The 23,335-nt window shown below is 69.3% G+C and carries 21 protein-coding genes; 10 read left to right on the top strand and 11 right to left on the bottom strand.

Going from position 1 to position 23,335, the window contains the following annotated elements; translation table 11 throughout:
• Positions 1-94: 94 nt before the first annotated feature.
• Entirely contained in the window at positions 95-2,839 is a 2,745-nt protein-coding gene (locus E4M00_RS09220; protein WP_240036975.1) for an immune inhibitor A domain-containing protein, read from the bottom strand.
• 320 nt (positions 2,840-3,159) lie between these two features.
• Here E4M00_RS09220 and E4M00_RS09215 point away from each other — a divergent pair, with 320 nt between their 5' ends.
• Positions 3,160-4,578 carry an MFS transporter gene (locus E4M00_RS09215; RefSeq protein ID WP_135120193.1) on the top strand — a complete coding sequence of 473 codons (1,419 nt, stop codon included), beginning with the start codon at positions 3,160-3,162 and terminating at the stop codon, positions 4,576-4,578.
• A gap of 10 nt (positions 4,579-4,588) precedes the next feature.
• Here E4M00_RS09215 and E4M00_RS09210 read toward each other — a convergent pair whose 3' ends face one another.
• Entirely contained in the window at positions 4,589-5,413 is an 825-nt protein-coding gene (locus E4M00_RS09210) for a hypothetical protein (protein ID WP_135120192.1), read from the bottom strand.
• A 111-nt stretch (positions 5,414-5,524) separates the two neighbouring features.
• Between E4M00_RS09210 and E4M00_RS09205 the strand changes: the two genes are divergently transcribed.
• The 3 genes from E4M00_RS09205 to E4M00_RS09195 all read left to right on the top strand — a co-directional run bounded on the left by E4M00_RS09205 (position 5,525) and on the right by E4M00_RS09195 (position 7,571).
• Complete coding sequence (locus E4M00_RS09205; RefSeq protein ID WP_135120191.1) at positions 5,525-5,890, top strand: DUF2834 domain-containing protein; 366 nt, start codon at positions 5,525-5,527, stop codon at positions 5,888-5,890.
• Positions 5,891-5,995: 105 nt separating this feature from the next.
• The gene (locus E4M00_RS09200) at positions 5,996-6,859 is read left to right on the top strand and encodes an alpha/beta hydrolase (RefSeq protein ID WP_135120190.1); all 864 of its coding nucleotides are present in this window, start codon (positions 5,996-5,998) and stop codon (positions 6,857-6,859) included.
• Positions 6,860-6,977: 118 nt separating this feature from the next.
• Positions 6,978-7,571 (top strand): gamma carbonic anhydrase family protein, encoded by a 594-nt coding sequence (locus E4M00_RS09195; protein ID WP_135120189.1) that lies wholly within the window; start codon positions 6,978-6,980, stop codon positions 7,569-7,571.
• A 4-nt stretch (positions 7,572-7,575) separates the two neighbouring features.
• On the opposite strand, the gene E4M00_RS09190 is transcribed toward E4M00_RS09195, so the two are convergent.
• The 6 genes from E4M00_RS09190 to E4M00_RS09165 all read right to left on the bottom strand — a co-directional run bounded on the left by E4M00_RS09190 (position 7,576) and on the right by E4M00_RS09165 (position 12,644).
• Complete coding sequence (locus E4M00_RS09190) at positions 7,576-7,788, bottom strand: hypothetical protein (RefSeq protein ID WP_135120188.1); 213 nt, start codon at positions 7,786-7,788, stop codon at positions 7,576-7,578.
• A gap of 136 nt (positions 7,789-7,924) precedes the next feature.
• Entirely contained in the window at positions 7,925-8,563 is a 639-nt protein-coding gene (locus E4M00_RS09185) for a ScbR family autoregulator-binding transcription factor (RefSeq protein ID WP_167756860.1), read from the bottom strand.
• Positions 8,564-8,887: 324 nt separating this feature from the next.
• Positions 8,888-9,742 carry an SMP-30/gluconolactonase/LRE family protein gene (locus tag E4M00_RS09180; protein ID WP_135120186.1) on the bottom strand — a complete coding sequence of 285 codons (855 nt, stop codon included), beginning with the start codon at positions 9,740-9,742 and terminating at the stop codon, positions 8,888-8,890.
• A gap of 89 nt (positions 9,743-9,831) precedes the next feature.
• Positions 9,832-10,521 (bottom strand): HAD hydrolase-like protein, encoded by a 690-nt coding sequence (locus E4M00_RS09175; RefSeq protein ID WP_135120185.1) that lies wholly within the window; start codon positions 10,519-10,521, stop codon positions 9,832-9,834.
• A 117-nt stretch (positions 10,522-10,638) separates the two neighbouring features.
• Positions 10,639-11,334, bottom strand: a complete 696-nt coding sequence (nucS, locus tag E4M00_RS09170) for an endonuclease NucS (protein WP_135120184.1) — start codon at positions 11,332-11,334, stop codon at positions 10,639-10,641.
• A 47-nt stretch (positions 11,335-11,381) separates the two neighbouring features.
• Positions 11,382-12,644: an MFS transporter gene (locus E4M00_RS09165; RefSeq protein WP_135120183.1), complete on the bottom strand. Its 1,263-nt coding sequence runs from the start codon at positions 12,642-12,644 to the stop codon at positions 11,382-11,384.
• Positions 12,645-12,793: 149 nt separating this feature from the next.
• Here E4M00_RS09165 and E4M00_RS09160 point away from each other — a divergent pair, with 149 nt between their 5' ends.
• Both E4M00_RS09160 and E4M00_RS09155 read left to right on the top strand, forming a co-directional pair.
• Positions 12,794-13,855, top strand: a complete 1,062-nt coding sequence (locus E4M00_RS09160; protein WP_135120182.1) for a LacI family DNA-binding transcriptional regulator — start codon at positions 12,794-12,796, stop codon at positions 13,853-13,855.
• Positions 13,856-13,982: 127 nt separating this feature from the next.
• Entirely contained in the window at positions 13,983-15,206 is a 1,224-nt protein-coding gene (locus E4M00_RS09155; protein ID WP_135120181.1) for an amidohydrolase, read from the top strand.
• A gap of 67 nt (positions 15,207-15,273) precedes the next feature.
• Here the strand turns inward: E4M00_RS09155 and E4M00_RS09150 are convergent, their stop codons facing one another.
• The gene (locus E4M00_RS09150) at positions 15,274-16,608 is read right to left on the bottom strand and encodes an MATE family efflux transporter (RefSeq protein WP_135120180.1); all 1,335 of its coding nucleotides are present in this window, start codon (positions 16,606-16,608) and stop codon (positions 15,274-15,276) included.
• 220 nt (positions 16,609-16,828) lie between these two features.
• Between E4M00_RS09150 and E4M00_RS09145 the strand changes: the two genes are divergently transcribed.
• The 3 genes from E4M00_RS09145 (at position 16,829) to E4M00_RS09135 (ending at position 19,970) form a co-directional block, all read left to right on the top strand.
• Positions 16,829-17,788: an ABC transporter ATP-binding protein gene (locus E4M00_RS09145; RefSeq protein WP_135120179.1), complete on the top strand. Its 960-nt coding sequence runs from the start codon at positions 16,829-16,831 to the stop codon at positions 17,786-17,788.
• Entirely contained in the window at positions 17,785-19,422 is a 1,638-nt protein-coding gene (locus E4M00_RS09140; RefSeq protein WP_135120178.1) for an ABC transporter permease, read from the top strand. Before E4M00_RS09145 ends, E4M00_RS09140 begins: the two co-directional genes overlap by 4 nt.
• 71 nt (positions 19,423-19,493) lie before the next feature.
• Positions 19,494-19,970: a GbsR/MarR family transcriptional regulator gene (locus tag E4M00_RS09135; protein ID WP_135120177.1), complete on the top strand. Its 477-nt coding sequence runs from the start codon at positions 19,494-19,496 to the stop codon at positions 19,968-19,970.
• Between the two features lie 75 nt (positions 19,971-20,045).
• Here E4M00_RS09135 and E4M00_RS09130 read toward each other — a convergent pair whose 3' ends face one another.
• Together E4M00_RS09130 and E4M00_RS09125 are read right to left on the bottom strand one after the other, a co-directional pair.
• On the bottom strand, positions 20,046-20,609 hold the full coding sequence (locus E4M00_RS09130; RefSeq protein ID WP_135120176.1) for a GNAT family N-acetyltransferase: 564 nt from the start codon (positions 20,607-20,609) through the stop codon (positions 20,046-20,048).
• A gap of 55 nt (positions 20,610-20,664) precedes the next feature.
• On the bottom strand, positions 20,665-21,039 hold the full coding sequence (locus E4M00_RS09125; protein ID WP_056169783.1) for a YccF domain-containing protein: 375 nt from the start codon (positions 21,037-21,039) through the stop codon (positions 20,665-20,667).
• A gap of 62 nt (positions 21,040-21,101) precedes the next feature.
• Here E4M00_RS09125 and E4M00_RS09120 point away from each other — a divergent pair, with 62 nt between their 5' ends.
• The gene (locus E4M00_RS09120; RefSeq protein WP_135120175.1) at positions 21,102-23,078 is read left to right on the top strand and encodes a M13 family metallopeptidase; all 1,977 of its coding nucleotides are present in this window, start codon (positions 21,102-21,104) and stop codon (positions 23,076-23,078) included.
• The last annotated feature ends 257 nt before the right edge of the window (positions 23,079-23,335 follow it).

The following is a 23,335-nucleotide window of genomic DNA, read 5'->3' as shown; positions in this document are numbered from 1 at the left end:
TGACCCGGGTCATGACGACACAGTAACGCAGGGCACAAGACGAGGGCCCGGCCGTCTGGTGACGGTCGGGCCCTCGTGGTGCGGTGCGGTCGGACTAGCCGGCGCGCGGTGCGGTGATGCGCAGGAACGCCACCTTGTCGAACAGCGACGCCTTCACCTCGACCTTGGTGCCGTAGCCGACGCCGGCATCAGCCGGGTTGCCGGTTCCGAGCGGACCGAAGCCGAGATCCTCGCCGTAGTACTCCGTGGCGGGGCTGCCGTCAGCGTGGACCACGCGGGTGGAGTACGGTGCACCGTCCACCGAGGGGACGACGACCGAACCCTGGGCGTATCGCCAGAAGATGCCGGCGTCGTTCACTTCGATGCCGGGCACCCAGCCCTTGTCGTCGGTGAAGGTCTTCACCGGGGCCTGCGCCGGAACCTTGGTGCAGTACTCGGTGAACGCCTCGTCCGTGATGCACTCCGTGAAGGGGTACGTCTTCTTCAACCCGAAGGCCGCGTTGGACGAGTTGGCGCGCGAGGTCATGTTCTTCAGCGTCGACGGGTCCAGTTCGGCTGCGGCGCCGGTACGGCGCAGCGGGTCGAAGTGGCTGTCGACGATGAGGAGACCGCCCTTGGCGCCACCGCTCGGGAGCGAGGTGAGGTTACTGGTGACGTGGTTCACATCGCCGTACGTCGTGTCGCGGTACCAGACGAGGGCACCGGGCGCGTTGTACTTGATCTTCTGCACCTTCCAGGCGTCGTCGCTGTACACGGTCGTGTAGGCGTACTGGAGGCCCTTGTCGAAGCCGTCGAAGTTGCGCCACTCGACCAGGTAGTACTGCGCCTTGACCTGGGTTCCGGAATCGATGTGCCAGCCGGCACCGGTGGTGTCGGTGTGCGACGAGACCTCGTTGGTCCAGCCGTTGTCGCCACCCTCCACGTCGTCGGTCCAGACGGGCGTGTCACCACTCGTCACGGCGAAGTCGTCGGAGAACCAACCGCGTTCCTCGAATGCGGCATCCGTCGCATAGCGAAGACGCACGTCCACCGATGTCCCGGCGTAGGCCGAGAGATCGACGTACTGGTGAGCCCAGCCGCCGGAGGATGCGGTGAGACCGTACTTGAGGTTGCCGAACGTGGCCAGGTTTCCGTTGGGGTCCGGGTAGTCATCCGGGGTCGATGCCTCGGAGCCGTCCTCGTTGTAGACCTTCTCGTTCACCCACGTGGTACCGCCGTCGGTCGAGACCTCGACGAAGCCGAAGTCCCAGTCCTCCTCGATCACGTAGTTGTTCCACATCCAGAACTTGGCGTCGGTCGGAACGTCGACGGAGCGCGAGAGCCGCACGTCAGCCCACGACTGGTCGGCACCGGAGTACCACATGCCCTCACCGCTGTGCGGTGTCGCGAGGGTCACCACCTTGTCGGGCAGGTTGATCTTCACGCCGTCCTCGGTGTACTTGATCGGACGCGAGGCCTGGCTCACCGCGATGGTGCGAGCCCTGTCTCCGGGGTTGATGACCTCGGGGTCGCTCCAACCGAGCACGTACTTGTCCCAGATGCCCATGTGGGCGGGCATCGACTGGAAGATCGGTCCGCTGTGCGATCCCGACGACATGAGGTCCCAGAAGTCGACGTCGGAGTCCGCGGCGCCGGAGGTGTCGTAGAGGTCGGGCAGGCCGAGGTCGTGGCCGTACTCGTGGGCGAACACGCCGACGCCCGAGTCCTCGGGCTGCACGATGTAGTTCGACAGCTTGAGGTTCGTGCCCGGAATGGCCGCTCCACCCGCGACAGCGGAGGAGTGAGCCCAGATGGCGTAGGTGCCTTCTGCTCCGCCGCCACCCGACTTGTCGGCGCCGGCGTGCACGAGCACGACGTGGTCGATGACACCGTCGGGTTCGTTGAAGTTGCCGTCGCCGTCACGGTCGCCCTGGTCCTCGAGGTCGTAGTCGGCCCACGGGAAGTTCGGCTGTGCGGCGGCGAGGGCCGTCACGGCGTCGATCGGGAGCTGACCGGCACCGAGGGGGTTGTCGGGGTGCCCTTGCATGTCCTGGACGGCTCCGGCCTCGTACACGCCTTCGTCATTCAGGAAGCAGGTGCTCGCGCCGTAGTACGCCTCGGAGTGCGGCACCGTGATCCACGGGGTCGCCGATCCGGTCACGGTGTACGCGCCCTGCGACATCTCCTCGTACATGCGCTTCATCGTGTAGCCCGAGATGTCGAAGCCCGGCTTGCCGTCGGGACCCTTCAGGTCGGTGCGCACGCGCTTCGTGATGCCCTTGTCGGTGTAGAGCATGTCGTTGTAGTGCTTCGACGAGAAGTCGGGCACCCACATCGAGTTGTTGTCGAGCTTCGAGGCGTCGGCCGGGTTCTCGATGGTGTTGTGGAGGGGTCCGCTCTGCACGTCGCCGGGCTTGCACTCGGTCGCGCCGAACTCGGTCGGAACCTGCACGCCGGTGAAGTCGTCTGCAGCGTTGGGGTTGAACTCCACGAGGATCGTGAGGAGCTTGGCCTTCTGCGTCGTCGCAGCCTTCTTGTAGATGCTCTTGAGGGCCTTGGGGCTCTTGCCGGTCTTGATCGACTCCGACTCGAGCTTGGCCAGTCCCTGGGCTGCAACCGGGTTGCCGCTCGCGAACTTCTCATCGACGCTCTGGGCCTCGAGGATCGCCCGCTCGGCGTTGCGACTCGCAGCCGAATCGATGGCGATGTCAGTCCCGAAGGCCGCTTCGGCCCGCGGTTCCGCATAGTTCATGTAGTACTCGGAATCGCTGATCGACGGTGCGATCTGCGGTCCCGCCACTGCCGGCCCCACGGCAGCCGTCGTCGCCAGGCCGGCGGCGACGAGAGCGAGTATGGGCACTGCAGCTACGACGCGCCTGCGTCGAGCCTTGCTTCCTGACATGCTTCTCCCTCCACGTACCCCGCAGCGATGACCACCGGGCACAAACGGCGTCCGATGTGTGAACGGACGTAACCCGAATCCTGCCCTTAAGACCCCTCGCTGGTAAATGCCTGTGGCCCTTATTGGAGGGACATACGAATATCTTGCGGGGATCCTTCGCCGACGGGACGTTTGGCGCAAGAATCTGTCACCCGTGCGGGGGTGACGCGGCAAAGGTGAGTAATCATCATCTCGGATCACGGGGTGTGCGGCGCCCCGAGCGGTGTCAGACTGCCGACATGGACGAACGGATGCGGCAGCGCCTGGTGCTCTGGGTGGCGGTGCTCGCCAGCTTCGTGTCGTTCCTCGACGGATCGATCGTCAACGTGGCGCTGCCCTCGATCGCGGCGGACCTCGGAGGCTCCATCGAGACCCAGCAGTGGGTCATCGACGCCTACCTGCTGACCCTCGGATCGTTCATCCTCCTCGCCGGTTCACTGTCCGACGCGTTCGGCCGCATCCGGATCCTCCGGCTCGGACTCGTGATCTTCGGCATCGCCTCGGTCGCCTGCGCGCTCGCGCCCACGGCCATCGTGCTCATCGGGTCGCGTGCCGTGCAGGGGGTCGGAGCCGCGCTGCTGGTGCCGAGCTCGCTCGCGCTCATCACGGCCACCTTCCAGGGCCAGGCCCGCTCGAAGGCGATCGGCACGTGGACGGCCTGGACCGGCGTCGCCTTCGTGGTCGGTCCGCCCCTCGGAGGACTGCTCGTCGACACCGTCGGCTGGCGCTCGATCTTCATGCTCAACGTGCTGCCCATCGCCCTGACGCTCGTGCTGCTCGTGCGCCTGGCCCGGCTCGGCATCCCGGAGCATGCCGTCGCAGGCGTGCGCATCGACGTCTTCGGCGCCGTGCTCGCCTCGCTCGGCCTCGCCGGCCCGGTGTTCGCCCTCATCGAGCACGGTCGCCTCGGCTGGGACGACCCCCTGGTGCTGATTCCGCTCGTCGGCGGCCTCATCTGCTTCGCCACCTTCCTCTGGTGGCAGACACGCTCGCGGCATCCGCTCATGCCCCTCTCGCTCTTCCGCGCGCGCAACTTCGCTGTCGGCAACATCGCCACGGCGGCCGTCTACGCTGCCCTGTCGTTGGGGCAGTTCGTCATCGCCGTCTACCTGCAGGAGGTCGCGGGATTCTCGGCGACCGCGGCAGGCCTCGCCACGATCCCGCTGTCGATCCTCTCCATCTCGCTGTCGACCCTGTTCGGCTCGCTCGCCGGCCGCTACGGACCGCGCCGCTTCATGACGATAGGTCCGCTCACCATGGGCGCCGGGTTCCTGCTCATGCTCACGGTGACCGACCCCCTCGAGTTCTGGCTGCAGATGATGCCCGGCATCCTGCTGTTCGGCCTCGGCCTCTCGATCACGGTGGCACCGCTCACCAGCGCCATCCTCGGTGCCGTCAGCACCGCGCAGAGCGGCATCGGCTCCGCCGTCAACAACGCCGTGTCGCGCGTCGCGGGCCTCGTCGCCATCGCGTGCGCCGGGGCCATCATCGGCGGCACCCTCGACACCGACGCCTTCCACCGCGTGGCGCTCGTGACCGCCGTGCTGTTCATCGCCGGCGGGCTGGTGTCGTTCGCCGGCATCCGCACCCCGAAGGCGACCCCGGATGCCGCGGCCGATGCCGCACCGGATGCCGCTGCCGGCACCCCAGCCGCCTAGCTGCGTCGGTTCAGGCCTTCAGCACCCGCCAGCTGCGCAGGTGCTCGACGGCGACTCCCGAGTAACCCGGGAGGTCGACGAAGGCGTCGTGCACCAACCCGGCCTCGGCCTCGAGCACCGCGGAGCCCTCGTCGAAGAACGTGTACTGGGAGCCCCCGGCGACCTCGGGGGTGTCGGTCTCGACGCCGATGGTGAACGGCTTCCCGGCGACGGATGCCGCACTCGCGGCCGGCTGCGCCAGGGCGATGATGCCGTCGCTCCCGTTCGCGTGGTCGGCGAACGCCACGACGGCGATGCCGTCGAGCTGCGGCAGCGTGAGGTCGAGCACGGTCGGGCTGCCGGGGCCGCCCGTCGGCGTGACCGCCCACCACCAGGGCGCATCGGCGAGGAGGGCGCCCGAGCCGAGCGGGACTGAGGAGCGCACCAGGGCGTAGAGCGTGGCGAGCTGCGGGGCGTAGACGCTCGGCGCCGTGCCGGCGACCCACGGCTCCAGGTCGAACTGCAGTCCGTCGAACGGGGCGGAGGCGAGGGCGGCGCGCGCCCACCACACGGCGAGGGCGGGCTCGGCGACCCAGGAGCGGTCGCCGCCGAGGGCGAGCACGCGCACTCCGGTCGCCTGCAGCCCGGTGACAGTCGCGAGCAGCCAGTCCTGGATGGGGCCGCCCTGGTCTGCCGCCCACGGAACGCTCAGGTACACGGTCGTCAGCGAGTGGGCCTGAGCGAAGCCCATGACCCCTGCCGGGGTCATGTCGGCGTAGCCGTTGCCTCGGGCATCAGCGGTCGGGGGCACGGAGTTGCCCCATGCCCAGATGGTGGTGATGGGGGACGCGGCCATGGTCGCAAGCATGGCGTACCCGGGAACCGGGTGGGGTGCGGCGCGCGCGAGATGGGGGACGACAGGTGCTGCAGGGCTCTGAGTGCGGCATCCGCCCGCCAGAATGAGCCCATGACCCGTCACTGGAGCCCGCTCGCCGTCGTCTACCTCGCGCTCGCCGTCTGCGGGCTGGTGGGCACGTGGATCTTCAACGCGCTCGCCGTGGTGCAGCTGCGCGACTTCTTCGGCGACTGGCTCGGCAGCGGACCCGCGGTGTCGTCGCTCACGGTCGACCTGCTCGTGGCGGCCGTGGCCGGCAGCGTCTTTCTCATCATCGAGGCTCGGCGCCTCGGCATGCGCTTCGGCTGGCTCTACGTCGTCGCCTCCGGCGTGACCGCCTTCGCCTTCACCTTCCCGCTGTTCCTGGCGATGAGGGAGCGACGGATGCGAGCCCTCGCGGCACAGACGCATTCCGACTCGATCGACCCCGCGCCCTAGCGCCCGGCACCCTGCAGGGTCGAAACTGGGCGACGGGACCGCCCTCGACGAGATCGCGCTCTCAGCCGCAGCTCCACCGGTACCACCGACCTTCAGGAGAACCGCATGACAGCATCAGTCCCTCTACTCACCGAGTGGGAGATCGCCGAGATCGACGCAGCCAACGAGTCGGGCCGCACTCCGGTCGTCTTCGTTCACGGACTCTGGCTGCTCTCCAGCAGCTGGAAGGCCTGGCGCGAGTTGTTCGACGACAACGGCTACGCCTCGCTCGCCCCGGGCTGGCCCGATGACCCCGACACCGTGGCCGAGGCGCGGGAGCACCCCGAGGCCTTCGCCAAGAAGATGGTGGCGCAGGTCACCGACCACTACCTCGCCGCGATCGCCCGGCTCGAGAAGCGCCCGGTCGTGATCGGGCACTCGTTCGGCGGGCTCATCGCCCAGAAGATCGCGGGGGAGGGTGTCGCCGAGGCCACGATCTCGATCGACAACGCACCGTTCAAGGGCGTGCTGCCGCTGCCCGTCTCCGCGCTCAAGTCGGCGTCGCCCGTTCTCACCAACCCGGCGAACATCAACCGCGGCGTCTCGCTCACCTTCGAGCAGTTCGTCTTCGGCTGGGCGAACAACCTCGACGAGACCGAGGCCCGCCACCTGTACGAGACCTACCACGTGCCTGCCGCCGGGGCGCCGCTGTTCCAGGCGGCGACGGCCAACTTCAACCCGTTCGGCGGGGAGACGTCCGTCGACTCGAAGAATCCCGACCGCGGCCCGCTGCTCATCATCGCCGGCGAGAAGGACAACACGGTGCCGTTGGCCATCAGCAACGCGAGCTACAAGATCCAGGCGAAGAACCCCGGCGTCACCGAGGAGATCGTCATCCCCGATCGCGGCCACTCGCTCATCATCGACAGCGGCTGGCGCACCGTCGCCGACGAGGCGTTGGCGTTCGCGCAGAAGTACGCGGCGGCCTAGGCGCGCCGCTGCCTCGCACCACCGCTCGCCAGGTGTGGCCGCACACAGCCGCCCGGAGCGGCCACATCCGGCGAGCGGATGCCGCAGGCATGCGCCCCCGCGCCCCTAGGCTGACCGCATGCTCATCGAACACCGCGGACGCACTCCCGTCGTGCCGGCATCCGTCGTCATCGCCTCGACCGCCGTGGTCTCGGGAGACGTGACACTCGGCGAGAACGTGCGCGTGCTCCACGGCGCCGTGCTGAGCGCCGAGGACGGCCCGATCACCGTGGGTGACGACGTCGTGATCATGGAGGGCGCGCTGCTGCGCGGCCGCGGGAGCCATCCGGTGATCGTCGGATCGTCGGTCATGATCGGCCCGCGCGCTGACATCAACGGGGCCACCATCGGCGACGACGCCTTCATCGCGACGGGGGCGTCGGTCTTTCCGGGCGCGGTGATCGGTGCCGGCGCCGAGGTGCGCATCAACGGGGTGGTGCAGGTGAACACGACGCTCGCTCCCGGCGCGGTGGTGCCGATCGGGTGGGTCGCGGTCGGGAGTCCGGCCAGCATCCTGCCGCCGGAGCGGCACGACGAGATCTGGGCGATCCAGCGCGAGCTCGGCTTCACGGCGACGGTCTACGGCGTCGGCCCCGACGCGACGATGCGCGACATCATGCGCGGGCAGGCCGAGTTCTATGGCGCGCACCGCGATGATCGGGTAGTGGAGTAAGGGTTTACTCGTCCTTGTCGGTGTAGTCGCCCTCGGGGGCGTCGGCCGGGAGTTCCTCGTCGGTGTACGCGCCCTCGACACTCGGATCCGGAGCGTCGCCCTCGGTCTCGGTGTACTGGCCGTGCACCTGGCGGACCTCGGCTTCCTCCCCGTCGGTCTCGGTGTAGCGGCCCTCGCGCTCGTCGCGTCCGGTCGTGTCGCTCGGGTTCTGAGTCATCGAAAGCCCTTCCTCGCCTTCCCGGTCACCGCATCGTGCCCCGGAATGCCCATGCTAGGCGCGCGCTCGGAGCGGCGCTAGGGGGTGGGCGGCCCCGACGGAGGCGCCCCTGGCGGCAGCGCAGGCGATGGGCGACTCACGCCTCGGGCAGCACCCTGTCGAGCGAGGCGTGCGCCGCCTCGAGGCGCTCGGGCAGGACCATACCGGGCAGGATGACGATCCACATCTCGCGCACCCGCCTCACGAGGTCCTGGTAGTCGGTGAGCACGCCCGATGCCATCTGCACCCCGGTGAAGGCCGGAATGACGAAGTGCGCGATCGTCTCGGGGTCGACGTCGGGTCGCAGGTCGCCCTCTGCCGCGGCGCCGCCGAGGAGTGCGGCGATCATCGGGATCCAGTCCTCGAACGGTCCGCGCAACGGAGGATCGAACGTCGTCGTCTCGGTCGTGAGCCGCACTCCGGCTCGGGCGAGGATGCTCGTGCCCATCCAGTGCGCGAAGTCCGCGCACAGGCCCATCACGGCTTCGAGGCTGCTGGCGGATGCCGCGATCACACGCTCCGCCGACGCCTTGCCCAACTCCTGCTCGCGCTCGATGACGGCGCGCGCGATCTCCTCCTTCGAACTGAAGTGGAAGTAGAGCGAGCCCTTCGAGACGCCGGTCTCGGTCGAGATGTCGGAGATGGACGCTGCCGCGTATCCGAGGCGGGCGAACACGGCCGCGGCGCCGTCGATGGCCCGCTCCCGGGTGACCTGGGCGCGCTGCTGCTGTGCCACGAGAAATCCTCCAGCTTGCCCCAAGAAAAGCGTACCCACTATGGGGTGGTGATTTCTCCTCACGTCCCTAAACGGGACGATTGGTTTGTTTTTGGGAAGCGCCCACCATAGACTCGCCGAACGTCCTGACGGCACCGCCGCAGGCGAGCGTTTGAGCGCAACGCCTGACGACGGCGCGCACCGCCCAGTGGGGGGGCGCACGGATGGCGACCCGAAGCCGACGACCGTGCAAGGACGGTGCGGCCGTCGTCGGCTGCGAGCGCTTGAGGTCGCGTCTCAGCCGGGCCGACAAGCGCCGCGTTCAGCGCCGCGTTGAGGATCCGATCAGCCGGCGAACGGCACGACGGGCAGCCCCGTGACTCCGGGCTGCACGGCGAACAGCGAGCCGGCCTCGGGCTCATCGTCGGGCGAGAAGCCCTGACGGGACGTGGTGATGAAGAGCGTGCGCAGGTCGGCTCCGCCGAAGGTGCAGGCGCTCACCTGCGACACCGGAAGATCGACGATCGCGCCGAGTGTGCCGTCGGGCTCGTAGGCGTGCACGGCTGAGCCCGCCCAGAGGGCGACCCAGACCCGGCCATCCGCGTCGACGGTGAAGCCGTCGGGATAGCCCGTGGCCTCGTCGATGGCGACGAACGGGCGCCGATTCCGCAGCACGCCCTGGACGTTGTCGAAGACGTCGATGCGCCCGGTCGGAGTGTCTGCGTAGTAGCAGAGCGAGCCGTCGGGCGAGAAGGCGATGCCGTTCGAGATGGTCACGGAGTCGAGCACGACGGATGCCGTCAGGTCGGTGTCGACGCTGTAGAGCGTGGCGGTACCGGTCTCCTCGGCGTATGACATGGAGCCGGCGTAGAGACGGCCGCTCGGGTCGGTCGTGCCGTCGTTCATGCGGATGCCCGGGTCGGTCCAGAGTTCGACGGTGCGCGTGGGAGCGGCATCCGGAACATCACTCAGACCCAGGCCGCGCTCGGTGGCGACGATGTAGCCGCCGTTCGTGCGCGGGCGCACGAAGCCGGCGATCGGGCTGCCGATGTCGAGACGCCGCACCGAGCTGCCGTCGGCCTCGAGGGTGAGCAGGTCGCCCTCGGTCAGGTCGACGAAGCGCAGGCCGCCCCACGACTCGCTCCAGACCGGACCCTCACCGTGGTGGGAGACGGGTCCGGTGATGTTGGTGGCGCGCATGCTGTGCCTTTCGTCGACGGGCGGGCTGGGCGGGCGATGCGGCGGCGTCGGAGGTGGGCGGGTGCTGCCTGGCGCCGGATCGAGGCTGGTTAGGCGAGCAGCTGCTTGGCGAGCTGGTCGGCCGAGTAGACCGTCCCGATGGCGTCGACCGCCTCGGCAGGGGAGCCGTAGCCCCACTCGACCATGATCGTCGGGATGCCGTGTGCGGCAGCGCCGAGGGCGTCGTGCGACCTGTCGCCGACCATGACGGTGCGGCTGGTGTCGATGCCGAGATGCTGCAGGCGTCGCATCGCCTCGGCGATGACGTCGGCCTTCTCGCTGCGCGACTCGTCCTCGGTCGCGCCCGTGATCACGGTGAAGTACCGGGCGAGGTCGAAGTGCTCGAGCACGATGTTCGCGATGGTCTCGGGCTTGCTCGTCGCGAGGGCCAGCGGGATGCCGGCCTTGTGCAGGCGTTCGAGCAGGCCGGCGACGCCGGGGAAGACCGCGGTCTCGACGGCGGTCGTGTTGTAGTCGGCGCGGTAGAGGTCGAGGGCGTGGCGCGCCTCGGGCTCGGTCATGCCGGCGCGCTCCATGAAGCTCTCCAGCAGGGGCGGGCCCACGTAGGAGAGGAGGCCTGCGGCGTCGGGGACGGGCAGCCCGAGCGCGACCAGAGTGCGCTCGAGGGCGGCCGTGATGCCGGGGGCGGAGTCGACGATGGTGCCGTCGAGGTCGAAGAGGACGGTGGTCCACGCGCGGGTGACCGTGGTGGGGATGCTGAGGGTGTCGGTGGTGCTCACGCTGAAATAGTAAGGGAGCAAGGTGAGCAGAGCCGGAACGCGCGCTGTGCGCGCATTCAGCTGATGTTCAGCGGGTGCACAGGGTAGCGCAGGCTCGGCGGCGCGCTCATCAGGCGGTCAGAACAGCCGTTCGTCGGCGTTGTCGATGCCGCGCATGGCGTCGTAGTCGAGAACGAGGCACCGGATGCCGCGATCCTCGGCCAGTGTGCGCGCCTGCGGCTTGATCTCCTGGGCCGCGAACACCCCCTGCACTGGGGCCAGCCGCGGGTCGCGATTCATCAGCTCGAGGTAGCGGGTGAGCTGCTCGACCCCGTCGATGTCGCCGCGCCGCTTGAGTTCGACCGCGACGGACCTGCCTGCGGCATCCGTCGCCAGGATGTCGACAGGACCGATGGCCGTCATGTACTCGCGGCGCACCAGGCGGTGGCCTTCGCCCAGGAGCTCGATCTGCTCGGCGAGCAGCTTCTGCAGGTGGGCTTCGACGCCGTCCTTCTGCAGGCCGGGGTCGACGCCGAGCTCGTGAGCGGAGTCGTGGAGCACCTCGTGGATCGAGACGATGAGCAGATCGGCGGTCTTGCCCTGCGTCACCGTCCAGAGCTCGGTGATGCCGAACTCGCGCTGCTCGTCACTCGGCTCGCTCATGGCGATGGTGCACGGCGGGCTCATCCAGTTGAGCGGCTTGTAGCTGCCCCCGTCGGAGTGCACCAGCAGGCTGCCGTCGGCCTTCAGCATGAGCAGGCGCGTGGCCAGGGGCAGGTGCGCGCTCAGGCGTCCCGCGTAGTCGACGGAACACTTCGCAATGACAAGACGCACCGGATGAGTTTATGCGCTCGATCGGATGGTGATCACCCGGTGATCACTCAGGCGGCGGGCGCGCCGACCTTCGTGCGTTCTCTCGCCGCGGGTGCCGCCAGGCCCGCCAGAACCATGAGCACCAGGAGCACGAGCAGGGCGTTCAGGATGCCGAAGTGCTGGCCGAGGAAGCCGAGCAGCGGCGGTCCGGCGAGGAACGCGCAGTAGCCGATGATGGCGACGGCGCTGACTCGGGCCGCAGCCGCCTCGTCATCGTCGACGTCTGCCGCTGCCGACATGCCGACGGGGAAGCCGAGGGCGCATCCGAAGCCCCAGAGCACGACGCCCGTGAGCAGCATCCAGGTCTCCGTGCCGTAGATGAAGGCGAGGAGGCCGAGCACGCCCAGCGCGGCGCAGACGCGCAGCACCGGAACACGTCCGAACCTGTCGAGCACCGGGCCGCCGATCACGCGGCTCACCGTCATGGCCGTCACGAACAGGCCGAAGACGAGCGCGCCCGTGGTGTTGTCGTAGCCGTGGCCGTCGACCGTGGCGAGGGCCAGCCAGTCGTTGGCGCTGCCCTCCGCGAACGACATCCCGAGCATGATCACGCCGATGAAGATGAGACGGATGTCGCTCCATGCGGCCAGCGAGTGGCGCATGCGCTCGCGCCACGGCTCGCGCGGCTGCCCGGCGCGGGAGTCCCTGGCCGACTCGCGCACGGGGATGAACCGGATCGTCCACAGGGCGGCACCGATGATGAGCGCCGCGATCACGAGGAGGTGCCAGGCGACGGGCACGGCGAGGCCGGAGGCGAGGGCGCCGATGCCGGCTCCTGCCACCGTGCCGAAACTGAAGAAGGCGTGCATGAGCGGCATGAGGGTGCGCCCGTTCTCACGCTCGGCGAGGGCTCCCTCGACGTTCATCATCACGTCGCAGGCGCCGTTGCCGAAGCCGAACATCGCCATGCCGAGGAAGATGACGGCCGGCGCGGCCAGGACCGTGCTGCCGAGGCCGACGATGACGACGCCGATGGCGACGAGGAACAGTGCCGAGACCATGCCGCGGCGCGCACCGATGCGGGCGAGAACCCAGGGTGCGGCGATGAGGCCGAGCACGGAACCCGCTGACATGCCGAAGATGACGAGGCCGATTCCGCCGAGCGTGAGACCGGTGTCGTCGCGCACCGCCGGGATGCGGGCGACCCAGCTGGCGATAGAGAGGCCGCTCAGGAAGAAGATGGCGAAGACGGCATTGCGCCAGGCGATCAGCTCCCGGCGCGAGCGCACGGGGGAGTCGATCTTGCTGTCAGGGGGAGTGGTCTGCGACATCGGAGGATCCTGTGGTGGGGCCCGGGCGGGGTGGAACGGGCGGAACTGTCATTCTGACGTATCGAATCGATTCGATCGAATCGATTCGACTAAACTACCGACCACGACGCGCCGCGGTCAAGCCGGCGCACCTTGCTGAGAGGAACTCCGTGGACGGCGACACCATCACGCGCCCCACCCTGTCCGACGTCGCTGCGCGGGCCGGATGCTCCCCCTCGACGGCATCGCTCGCCTTCAGCGGCACCGGACCGGTGTCGGACGCCACCCGCGAGAAGGTGCTCGCCGCGGCGAAGGAGCTGCACTACGCCGGACCCGACCCCCGTGCCCGTTCTCTCCGGCGCGGACGCAGCGGCATCGTCGGCGTCGTCATCGACGACCGCGTGAGCGAGGCCTTCCGCGACCCCGTGAACATCGCCATGCTCGATGGCGTCTCCGAGGCGATCGGCGAGATCGACGCCGCCCTGCTGCTGCTCACGGCCGGCGCCGGCAGCGACAAGCCGGTCAGTCTCGAGACGGCTCCTCTCGACGCCGTGGTGCTCTTCGGATGCAGCACGACACTCGAGCGCTCGATCTCCATGCTCACCCAGCGCGGCATTCCGGCCGTCGTCATCGAGGGCGACGCCGGTGAGAACGTTCCCGAGATCGCGCTCGACAACCGCGAGGCGACCCGCCTGGGCGCCGAGCACCTGCGCGAGCTCGGCCACGAGCGCGTCGGCATCGTCGTGCTGCCGCTCGCCCCCGACCGTGCGCGCGGTGCTCTCACCGAGGAGCGGGCCGCGAGCTCGGCCGTCGCCACCGCGACGGAGCGGCTGGCCGGGGCACGCGACGTGTTCCCCGACGCCGCCGGAGTCGTCGCATCCGGCAGCTATCTCGACGAGGGCCTCATCGCGGGTCGCGAGCTGCTGACGGCGACACCGCGACCGACGGCGATCATCGCCCAGAGCGACCTGCTCGCGGCGGGAGTCATTCGTGCCGCAGAGGAGCTCGGCCTGCGCGTGCCGGAGGACCTCAGCGTCGTCGGCTTCGACGGCGTGCGCGTCGACGGCCTCGACTACGACCTCACGACCCTCGTGCAGCCGTCGCAGGCGAAGGGCCGGGCGGCGGGCGAGGCGATCGTGCGGATGCTGGCGGGCGAGCATCCGTCGTCGGTCACCTTCACGAGCACCTTCCACCGCGGCGCGACGACGGCACCGCCGCGCGTCGCCGACTGAGCGCTGCGCCGTTTCGCGGGGTTCCGCGCCCCACCTGGTGGCGCGCGACCCCGCGAAACGGCGCACCGCGGAGTGTGCGACCCGGCGCGGTCCGACGTGATCCAGCCCGGGTGAGTAGCGTGGGGTGATGGCCTTGACGCTCGACGAGCTGTACCGCGACCTGCACTCCCACCCCGAACTCTCGTTCTCCGAGCATCGCACTGCGGCGATCGTGGCCCAACGGATGCACGACGCCGGCCTCGAGGTGCACACCGGCATCGCGCAGACCGGCGTGGTGGCCGTGCTCGCCAACGGCGAGGGCGCGACGGTGCTGCTGCGGGCCGACATGGACGCCCTGCCCGTGCACGAGGACACCGGGCTGCCCTACGCGTCGGTCGCTCGTGGTGTCGACCCAGACGGAGCCGACGTTCCCGTCATGCACGCCTGCGGTCACGACATGCACACCACCTGCCTCGTCGGCGCCGTCGAGCACCTCGTCGCTACCCGTTCGGAGTGGTCGGGCACGCTCATCGCCGTCTTCCAGCCCGCCGAGGAGCGCGAGGGCGGGGCACAGGCGATGATCGCCGATGGCCTCTTCGACCGCATTCCCCAGCCCGACGTGGTGCTCGGACAACACCTCAACCCGCTTCCAGCCGGAACCATCGGCGTGCACCCCGGTACCTTCATGGCCGCCGTCAACACACTGCACGTGAAGATGTTCGGTCGCGGCGGTCACGGGTCGCGCCCGCAGAAGACCATCGACCCCGTTGTGATGGCTGCGGCGACGGTCATGCGGCTCCAGACCGTGGTGGCCCGCGAGGTCGCGCCGTTCGACACCGCCGTCGTGACCGTCGGCACCCTGCACGCGGGCCTCAAGAACAACATCATTCCGGCCGAGGCGACGATGGGGCTCAGCATCCGGAGCTTCGACTCCGCCGTGGGCGCCCGCCTCGACTCCTCGGTGCGCCGCATCATCCGCGCCGAGGCCGAGGCGTCCGGCGCGCCCCGAGAGCCCGAGTTCACCAGCGGCGAGGTCTACCCGGTGACGGTCAACGACCCCGAGGCCTCTCACAGGGTGACGGATGCCCTGGGTCGCCGTTTCGGAGCCGACAGGGTGATCGATCCGGGCGTGCTCATGGGCAGCGAAGACGTCGGCATGCTGGCGACGGCCGCCGGAGTGCCGCTCGTCTACTGGCTTCTCGGCTGCGTCGACCCCGATGCCTATGCCGCGGCTGCTGCAGCCGACAGGCTCGACATCGACATCCCCTCGAACCACTCCGCGCAGTTCGCGCCGGTGATCGAGCCGACGCTGACGATGGGCGTCGAAGCGCTGGCGGCTGCGGCGTTGGAGTGGTTCACGACCCCCGCTTAGTGAGGCGCGGACTCCGTCGGGTCCTCAGCGACCGGGTCCTCAGCGACCGGGTCCTCAGCGACCGGGGCTACCGCACGGCCCCCGTCACCATCCACGCCGTGCCCCGAGCCCGCAGGCCGAGCGTGACAGCTCGCGCACCCAGGTACCCGAACGCGAATGACGCCATGAGCAGCGCCAGGCCCAGCGCATCGTGCGGAGCCCAGGCGCCGACGGCGATCACCAGCGGCACGAAGACCACGAGGTTCAGGATGCCGGTGAGCGCCAGGTACTTCGCATCGCCGGCGCCGATCAGCACGCCATCGAGGACGAACACGTAGCCGCAGAGCGGCACCGAGATGCCGAGCACGACGAGGGTCGGCGGCAGCAGTCCGATGACGTCGGACGAACTCGTGAAGACGGGGGCGATCACCCACGCCAGGGCGACGAGCACCAGCCCGAGCAGGGCCCCTCCACCCACACCCCACTGCAGACAGCGCTCGAGCACGGCCTGCACGAGGGGCACGTCGTCGCCGCCGAGCGCCTTGCCGATGAGCGCCTGCGCGGCGATCGCCAGAGCATCGAGGGCGAAGGCGAGCGTGGAGTACAGCGTCATGGCGATCTGGAATCCGGCCAGCTCCGAGGTGCCGAGCCCCGTGGCCACGATCACGGCGAGCAGCATGGCGATGCGCAGGCTCAACGTGCGCAGGAACAGCCAGCCGCCCGAGGTGATGCCGCCGAGCACTCCGGCGCGATGCGGCATCCTTCGGGCATCGACGCGTGATGCGTGCCGTCCGATGACCACGACGTAGACGCCCACCATCGCCCACTGCGCGATCACGGTGCCGATCGCCGATCCGGCGATGCCCAGCCCGACGCCGTAGATCAGAACGAAGTTCAGCACGATGTTCGCGGCGAAGCCGATGCCGGCGACGACCAGCGGCGTGCGGGTGTCCTGCAGGCCGCGGAGCAGACCGGTCGCCGCGAAGACGAGGAGCATGGCGGGAAGGCCGAGCATGGAGATCGTGAGGTAGACGGATGCTTCGGCTGCGACATCCGCCGACGCACCGAAGGCGCCCACGAGCGTCGGCGCGGCGAACCAGCCGGCAACGGCGAGCACGATGCCGAGGCCCAGCGCGATCCACAGTCCGTCGATGCCGGCCTCGACGGCGCCGCGTTCGTCGCCGGCTCCGAGGCGGCGACCGACGGCAGGCGTCGTGGCGTAGGCGAGGAACACCATGAGGCCGATGATCGTCTGCAGCACGATGCTCGCGATGCCGAGGCCGGCGAGGGAGACCTCGCCGAGGTGGCCGACCATGGCGGAGTCCGCGAGCAGGAACAAGGGCTCGGCGATGAGGGCGCCGAGTGCCGGGACGGCGAGGCGCAGGATCTCGCGGTCGACGGGGCGGCGGGTGAGGATGCTCATCGTGTTCGAGTCTGTCAGGATCCGGGAAGTGGTCCTTGCCGTACGTCCCCGCCCGCAGAGAGACAGGAGCGCAGCGACTGCCTCGAAGCGACCCCCGCAGCACTCCTCGGCTTCGCCGCAGCCGCTGCGCGTCTGTGGCCCTGCCAGCGGAGTCATCGGGCACGATAGGAATCCGTTAGGAAGATTCACAAAATTGTGAAACGGGCGTACGGTGTGCCTCATGAACACCGTTGTCGACATCACCGGCCTGCGCAAGACCTTCGGCCGCGTCACAGCTCTCGACGGACTCGACCTCAGCGTCGCCGCGGGCGAGGTGCACGGCTTCCTCGGCCCCAACGGCGCAGGGAAGTCCACCACCATCCGCATCCTGCTCGGCCTCATGCGCTCCTCGGGAGGCTCCGCGACCATCTTCGGCCGCGACCCGTGGACCGACGCTGTGGCCCTGCATCGGCGCATCGCCTACGTTCCCGGCGATGTCAGTCTCTGGCCGGGGCTCAGCGGAGGCGAGGCCATCGACCTCATCACGCGACTCCGCGGCGGAGCCGGCGATCGGAAGGCCTACGCCGACCGCCGGGCCCACCTCTCCGAGGTCTTCCAGTTCGACCCGACCAAGAAGGGCCGCACCTACTCCAAGGGCAACCGGCAGAAGGTCGCGTTGATCGCGGCGCTCGCCACACCTGCCGACCTCTACATCTTCGACGAGCCCACATCCGGCCTCGATCCGTTGATGGAGGCGGTCTTCCGCGACGAGGTCGCCGCCGTCCTCGGCGCGGGTGCGACGGTGCTGCTCTCGAGCCACATCCTGAGCGAGGTCGAGCACCTCTGCGACCGGGTGAGCATCATCCGCGCCGGTCGCACCGTCGAGACGGGCACGCTCGCGGAGCTCCGCCACCTCACCCGCACCGAGGTCTCGTTCGCCAGCGCCGGACAGGAGGCCAGCGCCTTCGCCGGCATCCCGGGCGCCTACGACCTCGTGGTCGACGGCGCCCGCGTGAAGTTCACCGCGGACTCCGATGCTCTCGCTCCGGTGCTCGAAGCCCTCGCCGCCCGGAACGTCGGCGGCCTCACGATCAACCCGCCCAGCCTCGAAGAGCTGTTCCTGCGGCACTACCACGACGACATCGCGACGGATGCGGCGACGGCGGCGGCTGCGGGAACGGATGCCGGAGCCCGGCGATGAGCGGCCTCGGCACGCTGCTGCGCCAGCGCTTCCGCCGCGACCGCATCCAGCTGCTCGTCTGGGTGCTGGGGTTCGCGGCCCTCGCGTCCGTCGGCCACTCGGCCGTCTCGCAGAGCTACGGAACACCGAAGGACCGCGCTGGCGTGATCGTGCTGCTCGAGCAGACGCCGAGCGTGCTGGTGCTGCGCGGCACCCCGCAGGGCACGCAGTCCGACGCCTTCCAGTTCATGCTGCTTTTCGCGTTCCTCGGCGTGCTGATCGGCCTCATGGCCACCTTCCTCGCCGTGCGCCACACCCGCGGTGACGAGGAGCAGGGACGAGCCGAGCTCATCGAGTCCACGCCGGCCGGACGCATCACGCCCCTCGTCGCGACGGCGCTCGAGGGCGTCATCGCCGTCGCCGTGATCGCCCTCGTGAACACCGGCGGCTTCCTCCTCTACGGAGCGGATGCCGGTGGAGCCGTGCTCGCCGGCCTCGCCCTGGCCTCGGTCGGCGGCTGCTTCCTCGGCATCGGGCTGCTGGCCGCCCAGGTGATGCGCACCTCCCGAGGAGCCAACGGCCTGGCGGCCGCCCTCGTCGCAGCCGCGTACATGGTCAGGGGTATCGGCGACGCGACCGGGACCGTCGACGTCGATGACCCACTCAGCATGACCGCGGGCTGGGTGAGCTGGCTCTCGCCCATCGGCTGGGGCCAGCGCACCAGCCCGTTCTCCGATCCGACGGTCTGGCCGGCCCTGCTCGGCCTCGCGCTCGGTGCGATCGCCTTCGCGGGCGCACTCGCCCTGCGAACGAGTCGCGACATCGACTCGAGCATCATCGGCGAACGGGCCGGTCGAGCCCATGCCCGCCCGTCGCTCGCGGGCCCGATCGCCCTCGTCTGGCGTCAGCTGCGCAACCCCACCATCGGCTGGCTCGTCGCCGCAGTGCTCTTCGGCCTGCTCGTCGGCAGTCTCAGTGAGACCCTGACCGGTAACGCTCCCGCGGACGTGAAGCAGAACCTGGGCGACACGGTCGGCAGCATCGCCGGGCCGAACGCGCACGGCGACCTGGTCGACCTGTTCATCGTCGCGATGTTCTCGATGATCGGCGCCATCGCGGCCGTCTGCGCCGTGCAGTCCGTGGCCCGGGCCAGGCAGGACGAGGCCAACGGCACGGCCGAGATCGTGCTCTCCACCGCGGTCTCGCGCATCCGCTGGTTCGTCGCCTATCTCGTGATCGCCGTCGCCTCGACGGTGCTGGTCGTCGGCGTCGCCGTGCTCGGCGCCATCGCTGGTGCCTCCGGAGCCGGAGCGCCGTCGGGCACCGTCACCACGATCACCTCGGCCGCACTGGCGCAGCTGCCTGCCGTGTTCCTTCTGCTCGCCCTGGTGGCACTGGTGTTCGCCATCGTGCCGCGGCTCACGATCGGGCTCGGCTGGACCCTGCTGCTCCTGGCGATCTTCATCGGCCAGTTCGGCGGACTCTTCGGTCTGCCCGAGTGGGCGCGCGACCTCTCGCCGTTCAGCCACACGCCGATCGTCACCGAGGCGAACGCCGACTGGGGGTCGGCGTGGCTGATGCTCGGCCTCGCCGTGGTCGTGGCTGCGGCATCCGTTCTGCTGGTGCGTCGTCGCGACGTGGCGCTCGGGGGATGACGCCGACCCGGCCTACTCGGCATGTGCGCGCTCCGGATGTCGCCCCCACCCTCCTTTGAAAGGATGACTGCATGGCACGAGACGACAAGGGCGTGAACGACTTCGTCGAGCAGTCGGCGGCCGCGATGACCGCCGCCGGCTTCCCGCGCATGCCCGCCCGCGTGCTCATGGCGCTGATGGTGGCCGAGGGACCCGGCCTCACGGCGCAGGAGCTGGGCGATCGTCTCGGCGCCAGCGCTGCCGCCATCTCGGGTGCCGTGCGCTACCTGCAGACCGTGCGGATGATCCGCCGTGTCTCGCAGCCGGGCTCGCGCCGCGACCTCTACGAACTGCCCGAGGACTCCTGGTACACGGCGTCCATCGGCAAGAACGCCCTCTACGACCTGATCGAGCAGCTCGCGGCCAAGGCCGTCGTCTCGATCGACGACCCGGCATCCGCCGCCTCGAAGCGGGTGCAGGAGATGAGCGACTTCTTCGTCTTCATCCAGCGACGCCTGCCCGAGGTGTTGGAGGAATGGGAGGCCGAGCGCGCCCGCTCCGCCCGCTGACGCCCGTCTCGACGTGGACGCCACCGCCGAGGTGACGCATATCGACCTCGGCGCGCCCGCGAGGGTCGATTCGCGTCACTTCGCCAGCCGCTTGACCATCTCCAGCTCGAGTTTCGCCGGGTCGAGGTTGTACGGCACGGTCACGTCGGTGCGCTCGAAGCCGCGACTCTCGTACGCGGCGATGGCGCGGGCGTTGTCCTCGTGCACGTGCAGCGTGAGGGTGTCGCCGTGGGTGCGCGCCCAGGCCTCGATGCCGGCGAGGAGCGCATCGGTCACGCCCGCCTCCCGCCCGCGCACGTCGGGGGCGACGTAGACGCCGACCAGAAGGGGACCCGTGGCGGGGCGACCGCCGGTGGCGGTGCCGGCGGCAGCGTCGGCACGTTCGCCTTCGGGATCCGGAATGTAGCCGGCCATCGCACCGATCCAGCGCCCGTTCTCGTCGATCGCGACCAGCGACGTGCCGTGGTCGGTCAGGCCGCGCGCTCCGCGCATGCGCCACTCCGACTCGGGCTGGTCGAGGGCGTGCCCGCGGGTCTCGGCGTAGGCGAGCGGGGTGTCGGCGAGCATCTCGAGGCGGAGCGCGCGCACCTGCTCCCAATCGTCGGCGACGGTCGGACGGATGCTGAAGGCCACGGTCATCCCGACGACATTACCGGCGCCGGGCGCAGGCGCCCGTGCGGGAGAGGGGCGTGCCCTACGGCTGGTCGATGATCTGCTTGCCGAGCGGCGCCAGCGAGACCGGGATCATCTTGAGGTTGGCCCAGGCGAAGGGGATGCCGATGATCGTGATGGCCAGCGCTGCAGCCGAGACGACGTGGGCGATGGCGAGCCAGAGTCCGGCGACGACGAACCAGATCACGTTGCCGATGAAGGAGAGGGCGCCGGAGGTGGGCGTCGCCACGACGGTGCGACCGAACGGCCAGAGCGCGTAGAGCGCGATGCGGAACGAGGCGATGCCGAACGGGATCGTGATGATCAGGATGCAGCAGATGATCCCGGCGGCGACGTAGCCGAGGAACAGCCAGAAGCCCGAGAGCACGAGCCAGATGATGTTCAGGAGCAGTCGCATGGAGTCATTCAAGCAGTCGGATGCTGGGTGTACGCCCGGGCGCGGCCAATAGGCTGAACGGCATGACCGATGCTCTCAGCTCTGGAATCGACCTCGACGAACTCGACGCAGGAATCCGCCCGCAGGACGACCTGTTCAGGCACGTCAACGGCAAGTGGATCGACCGCACCGAGATCCCGGCGGACAAGGCCCGCTACGGCTCGTTCTACCTCCTGCACGAGGAGGCCGAGAAGGCCGTGCGCGACATCATCGTGGAATCGGCGGATGCCGGAGCCGACGCCTCCGTCGAGGAGCGCAAGGTGGGCGACCTCTACGCCAGCTTCATGGACGAGGAGCGCATCGAGGAGCTGGGAGCGACACCCATCGCCGAGCAGCTGGCACTCGCGGCATCCGTCCACTCCGTCCCCGACCTGCTGAGCGCCCTCGGTTCCCTCGAGCGCGCCGGAACCAGCGGCTTCGCCCAGCTCTTCGTCGACAACGACCCGGGCAACCCCGAGCGCTACCTCGTGTTCGTCGAGCAGGGCGGAATCGGCCTGCCCGACGAGAGCTACTTCCGCGACGAGAAGTTCGCCGAGATCCGCGAGAAGTACCGGGCCCACCTCGCCCGCATGTTCGGCCTCGCGGGCCTCGACGACGCCGAGGCGCGCGCCGCACGCGTCTTCGAGCTCGAGACGGCCATCGCCGCCCAGCACTGGGACAACGTCGCATCGCGCGACAGCGAGAAGACCTACAACCTCACCACGTGGGCGGATGCCGCGGCCGCCGTCGCCGCTGCTTCCGACGCCGACCTGAACGTCTGGTTCGACGCACTCGGGGCCCCGGCCGGCTCCTTCGACGAGCTCGTCGTTCGTCAGCCCACCTTCCTCGCCGGCCTCGGAGAACTGCTCGACGAGACGCACATCGACGCGTGGCGCGACTGGCTGGCCTGGCAGATCATCCGCTCGAACTCGGCGTACCTGTCGACGGCGTTCGTCGAGGCGAACTTCGACTTCTACGGCCGCACCCTCACGGGCACCCCGTCGATGCGCGACCGCTGGAAGCGCGGCGTCTCGCTCGTCGAGGGCGCCATGGGCGAGGCCGTCGGGCGCATCTACGTCGAGCGTCACTTCCCGGCCGAGTCGAAGACCGCGATGGACGTTCTGGTCGCCAACCTCGTCGAGGCCTACCGCCAGTCGATCACCGGCCTCGACTGGATGAGCGCCGAGACCCGCGAGCGGGCCCTCGACAAGCTCGAGAAGTTCACGCCCAAGATCGGCTTCCCGGTGAAGTGGCGCGACTACTCGGCCCTCGACATCCGCTCGGGCGACCTCGTCGCCAACGTGCGCGCCACGAGCGAGTTCGAGTTCAACCGCGAGCTCGGCAAGATCGGCAAGCCGCTCGACCGCGACGAGTGGTTCATGACCCCGCAGACCATCAACGCGTACTACAACCCCGGCTTCAACGAGATCGTGTTCCCGGCCGCCATCCTGCAGTTCCCGTTCTTCGCCCCCGATCGCGACGCCGCAGCCAACTACGGCGCGATCGGCGCCGTGATCGGCCACGAGATCGGTCACGGCTTCGACGACCAGGGCTCGAAGTACGACGGCGACGGCCGCCTCACCGACTGGTGGACCGAGGCCGACCGCGCCGCCTTCGAGGAGCGCACCTCGTCGCTCATCGCGCAGTACGACGCGCTCGCGCCCCTGCAGGTGCCCGAGCATCACGTGAGCGGCGCTCTCACCATCGGCGAGAACATCGGCGACCTCGGCGGCCTCGCCATCGCGTGGAAGGCCTACCTGATCTCGCTCGATGGTCAGGAGCCGCCGGTCATCGACGGTCTCACCGGAGCGCAGCGCTTCTTCCTGTCGTGGGCGCAGGCCTGGCAGCTCAAGGCGCGCGACGAGGAGGTCGTGCGTCTCATCGCGATCGACCCGCACTCGCCGAACGAGTTCCGCTGCAACCAGATCGTGCGCAACATCGACGAGTTCTACACGACCTTCGACGTGCAGCCGACGGATGCCCTGTGGCTGGCCCCGGAGGATCGCGTCACCATCTGGTGACCCGTGGCCGAGAACAGGCCCGATCACGGCATCCGACCGAGAACAGGCTGATCAGGCCTGTTCTCGGCGAACCGGCCTGTTCTCGGACCGCCCGCCTGTGAACCGGGGATTTCCGGCTCGTTCCACCGTCCTTCACCTGTGATTCACATTCGAATGTGGATAACTCTGTGGAGACTGTGAATAGAACATGTCTACGCTCGACCCAGGTTGCGATGCGTACTGCATCCGGTCGGGTTATGCTGCCCTGAACCCCTTTC

This window comes from Orlajensenia leifsoniae (assembly GCF_004570845.1).
GTDB lineage: Bacteria > Actinomycetota > Actinomycetes > Actinomycetales > Microbacteriaceae > Orlajensenia > Orlajensenia leifsoniae.
Note: the sequence above shows the minus strand (reverse complement) of the source record. Positions and strands in the feature narration are given on the sequence as shown.

What these genes read in the sequence shown, in the direction of transcription:
- E4M00_RS09155 (WP_135120181.1), top strand. Translation starts at nt 13,983, where the DNA reads ATGGCCTTGACGCTCGACGAGCTGTACCGCGACCTGCACTCCCACCCC.
- E4M00_RS09190 (WP_135120188.1), bottom strand. Translation starts at nt 7,788, where the DNA reads ATGACTCAGAACCCGAGCGACACGACCGGACGCGACGAGCGCGAGGGC.
- E4M00_RS09205 (WP_135120191.1), top strand. Translation starts at nt 5,525, where the DNA reads ATGACCCGTCACTGGAGCCCGCTCGCCGTCGTCTACCTCGCGCTCGCC.
- E4M00_RS09195 (WP_135120189.1), top strand. Translation starts at nt 6,978, where the DNA reads ATGCTCATCGAACACCGCGGACGCACTCCCGTCGTGCCGGCATCCGTC.
- E4M00_RS09215 (WP_135120193.1), top strand. Translation starts at nt 3,160, where the DNA reads ATGGACGAACGGATGCGGCAGCGCCTGGTGCTCTGGGTGGCGGTGCTC.
- E4M00_RS09180 (WP_135120186.1), bottom strand. Translation starts at nt 9,742, where the DNA reads ATGCGCGCCACCAACATCACCGGACCCGTCTCCCACCACGGTGAGGGT.
- E4M00_RS09125 (WP_056169783.1), bottom strand. Translation starts at nt 21,039, where the DNA reads ATGCGACTGCTCCTGAACATCATCTGGCTCGTGCTCTCGGGCTTCTGG.
- E4M00_RS09140 (WP_135120178.1), top strand. Translation starts at nt 17,785, where the DNA reads ATGAGCGGCCTCGGCACGCTGCTGCGCCAGCGCTTCCGCCGCGACCGC.
- E4M00_RS09165 (WP_135120183.1), bottom strand. Translation starts at nt 12,644, where the DNA reads ATGTCGCAGACCACTCCCCCTGACAGCAAGATCGACTCCCCCGTGCGC.
- E4M00_RS09210 (WP_135120192.1), bottom strand. Translation starts at nt 5,413, where the DNA reads ATGGCCGCGTCCCCCATCACCACCATCTGGGCATGGGGCAACTCCGTG.
- E4M00_RS09200 (WP_135120190.1), top strand. Translation starts at nt 5,996, where the DNA reads ATGACAGCATCAGTCCCTCTACTCACCGAGTGGGAGATCGCCGAGATC.
- E4M00_RS09150 (WP_135120180.1), bottom strand. Translation starts at nt 16,608, where the DNA reads ATGAGCATCCTCACCCGCCGCCCCGTCGACCGCGAGATCCTGCGCCTC.
- E4M00_RS09135 (WP_135120177.1), top strand. Translation starts at nt 19,494, where the DNA reads ATGGCACGAGACGACAAGGGCGTGAACGACTTCGTCGAGCAGTCGGCG.
- E4M00_RS09145 (WP_135120179.1), top strand. Translation starts at nt 16,829, where the DNA reads ATGAACACCGTTGTCGACATCACCGGCCTGCGCAAGACCTTCGGCCGC.
- E4M00_RS09130 (WP_135120176.1), bottom strand. Translation starts at nt 20,609, where the DNA reads ATGACCGTGGCCTTCAGCATCCGTCCGACCGTCGCCGACGATTGGGAG.
- E4M00_RS09120 (WP_135120175.1), top strand. Translation starts at nt 21,102, where the DNA reads ATGACCGATGCTCTCAGCTCTGGAATCGACCTCGACGAACTCGACGCA.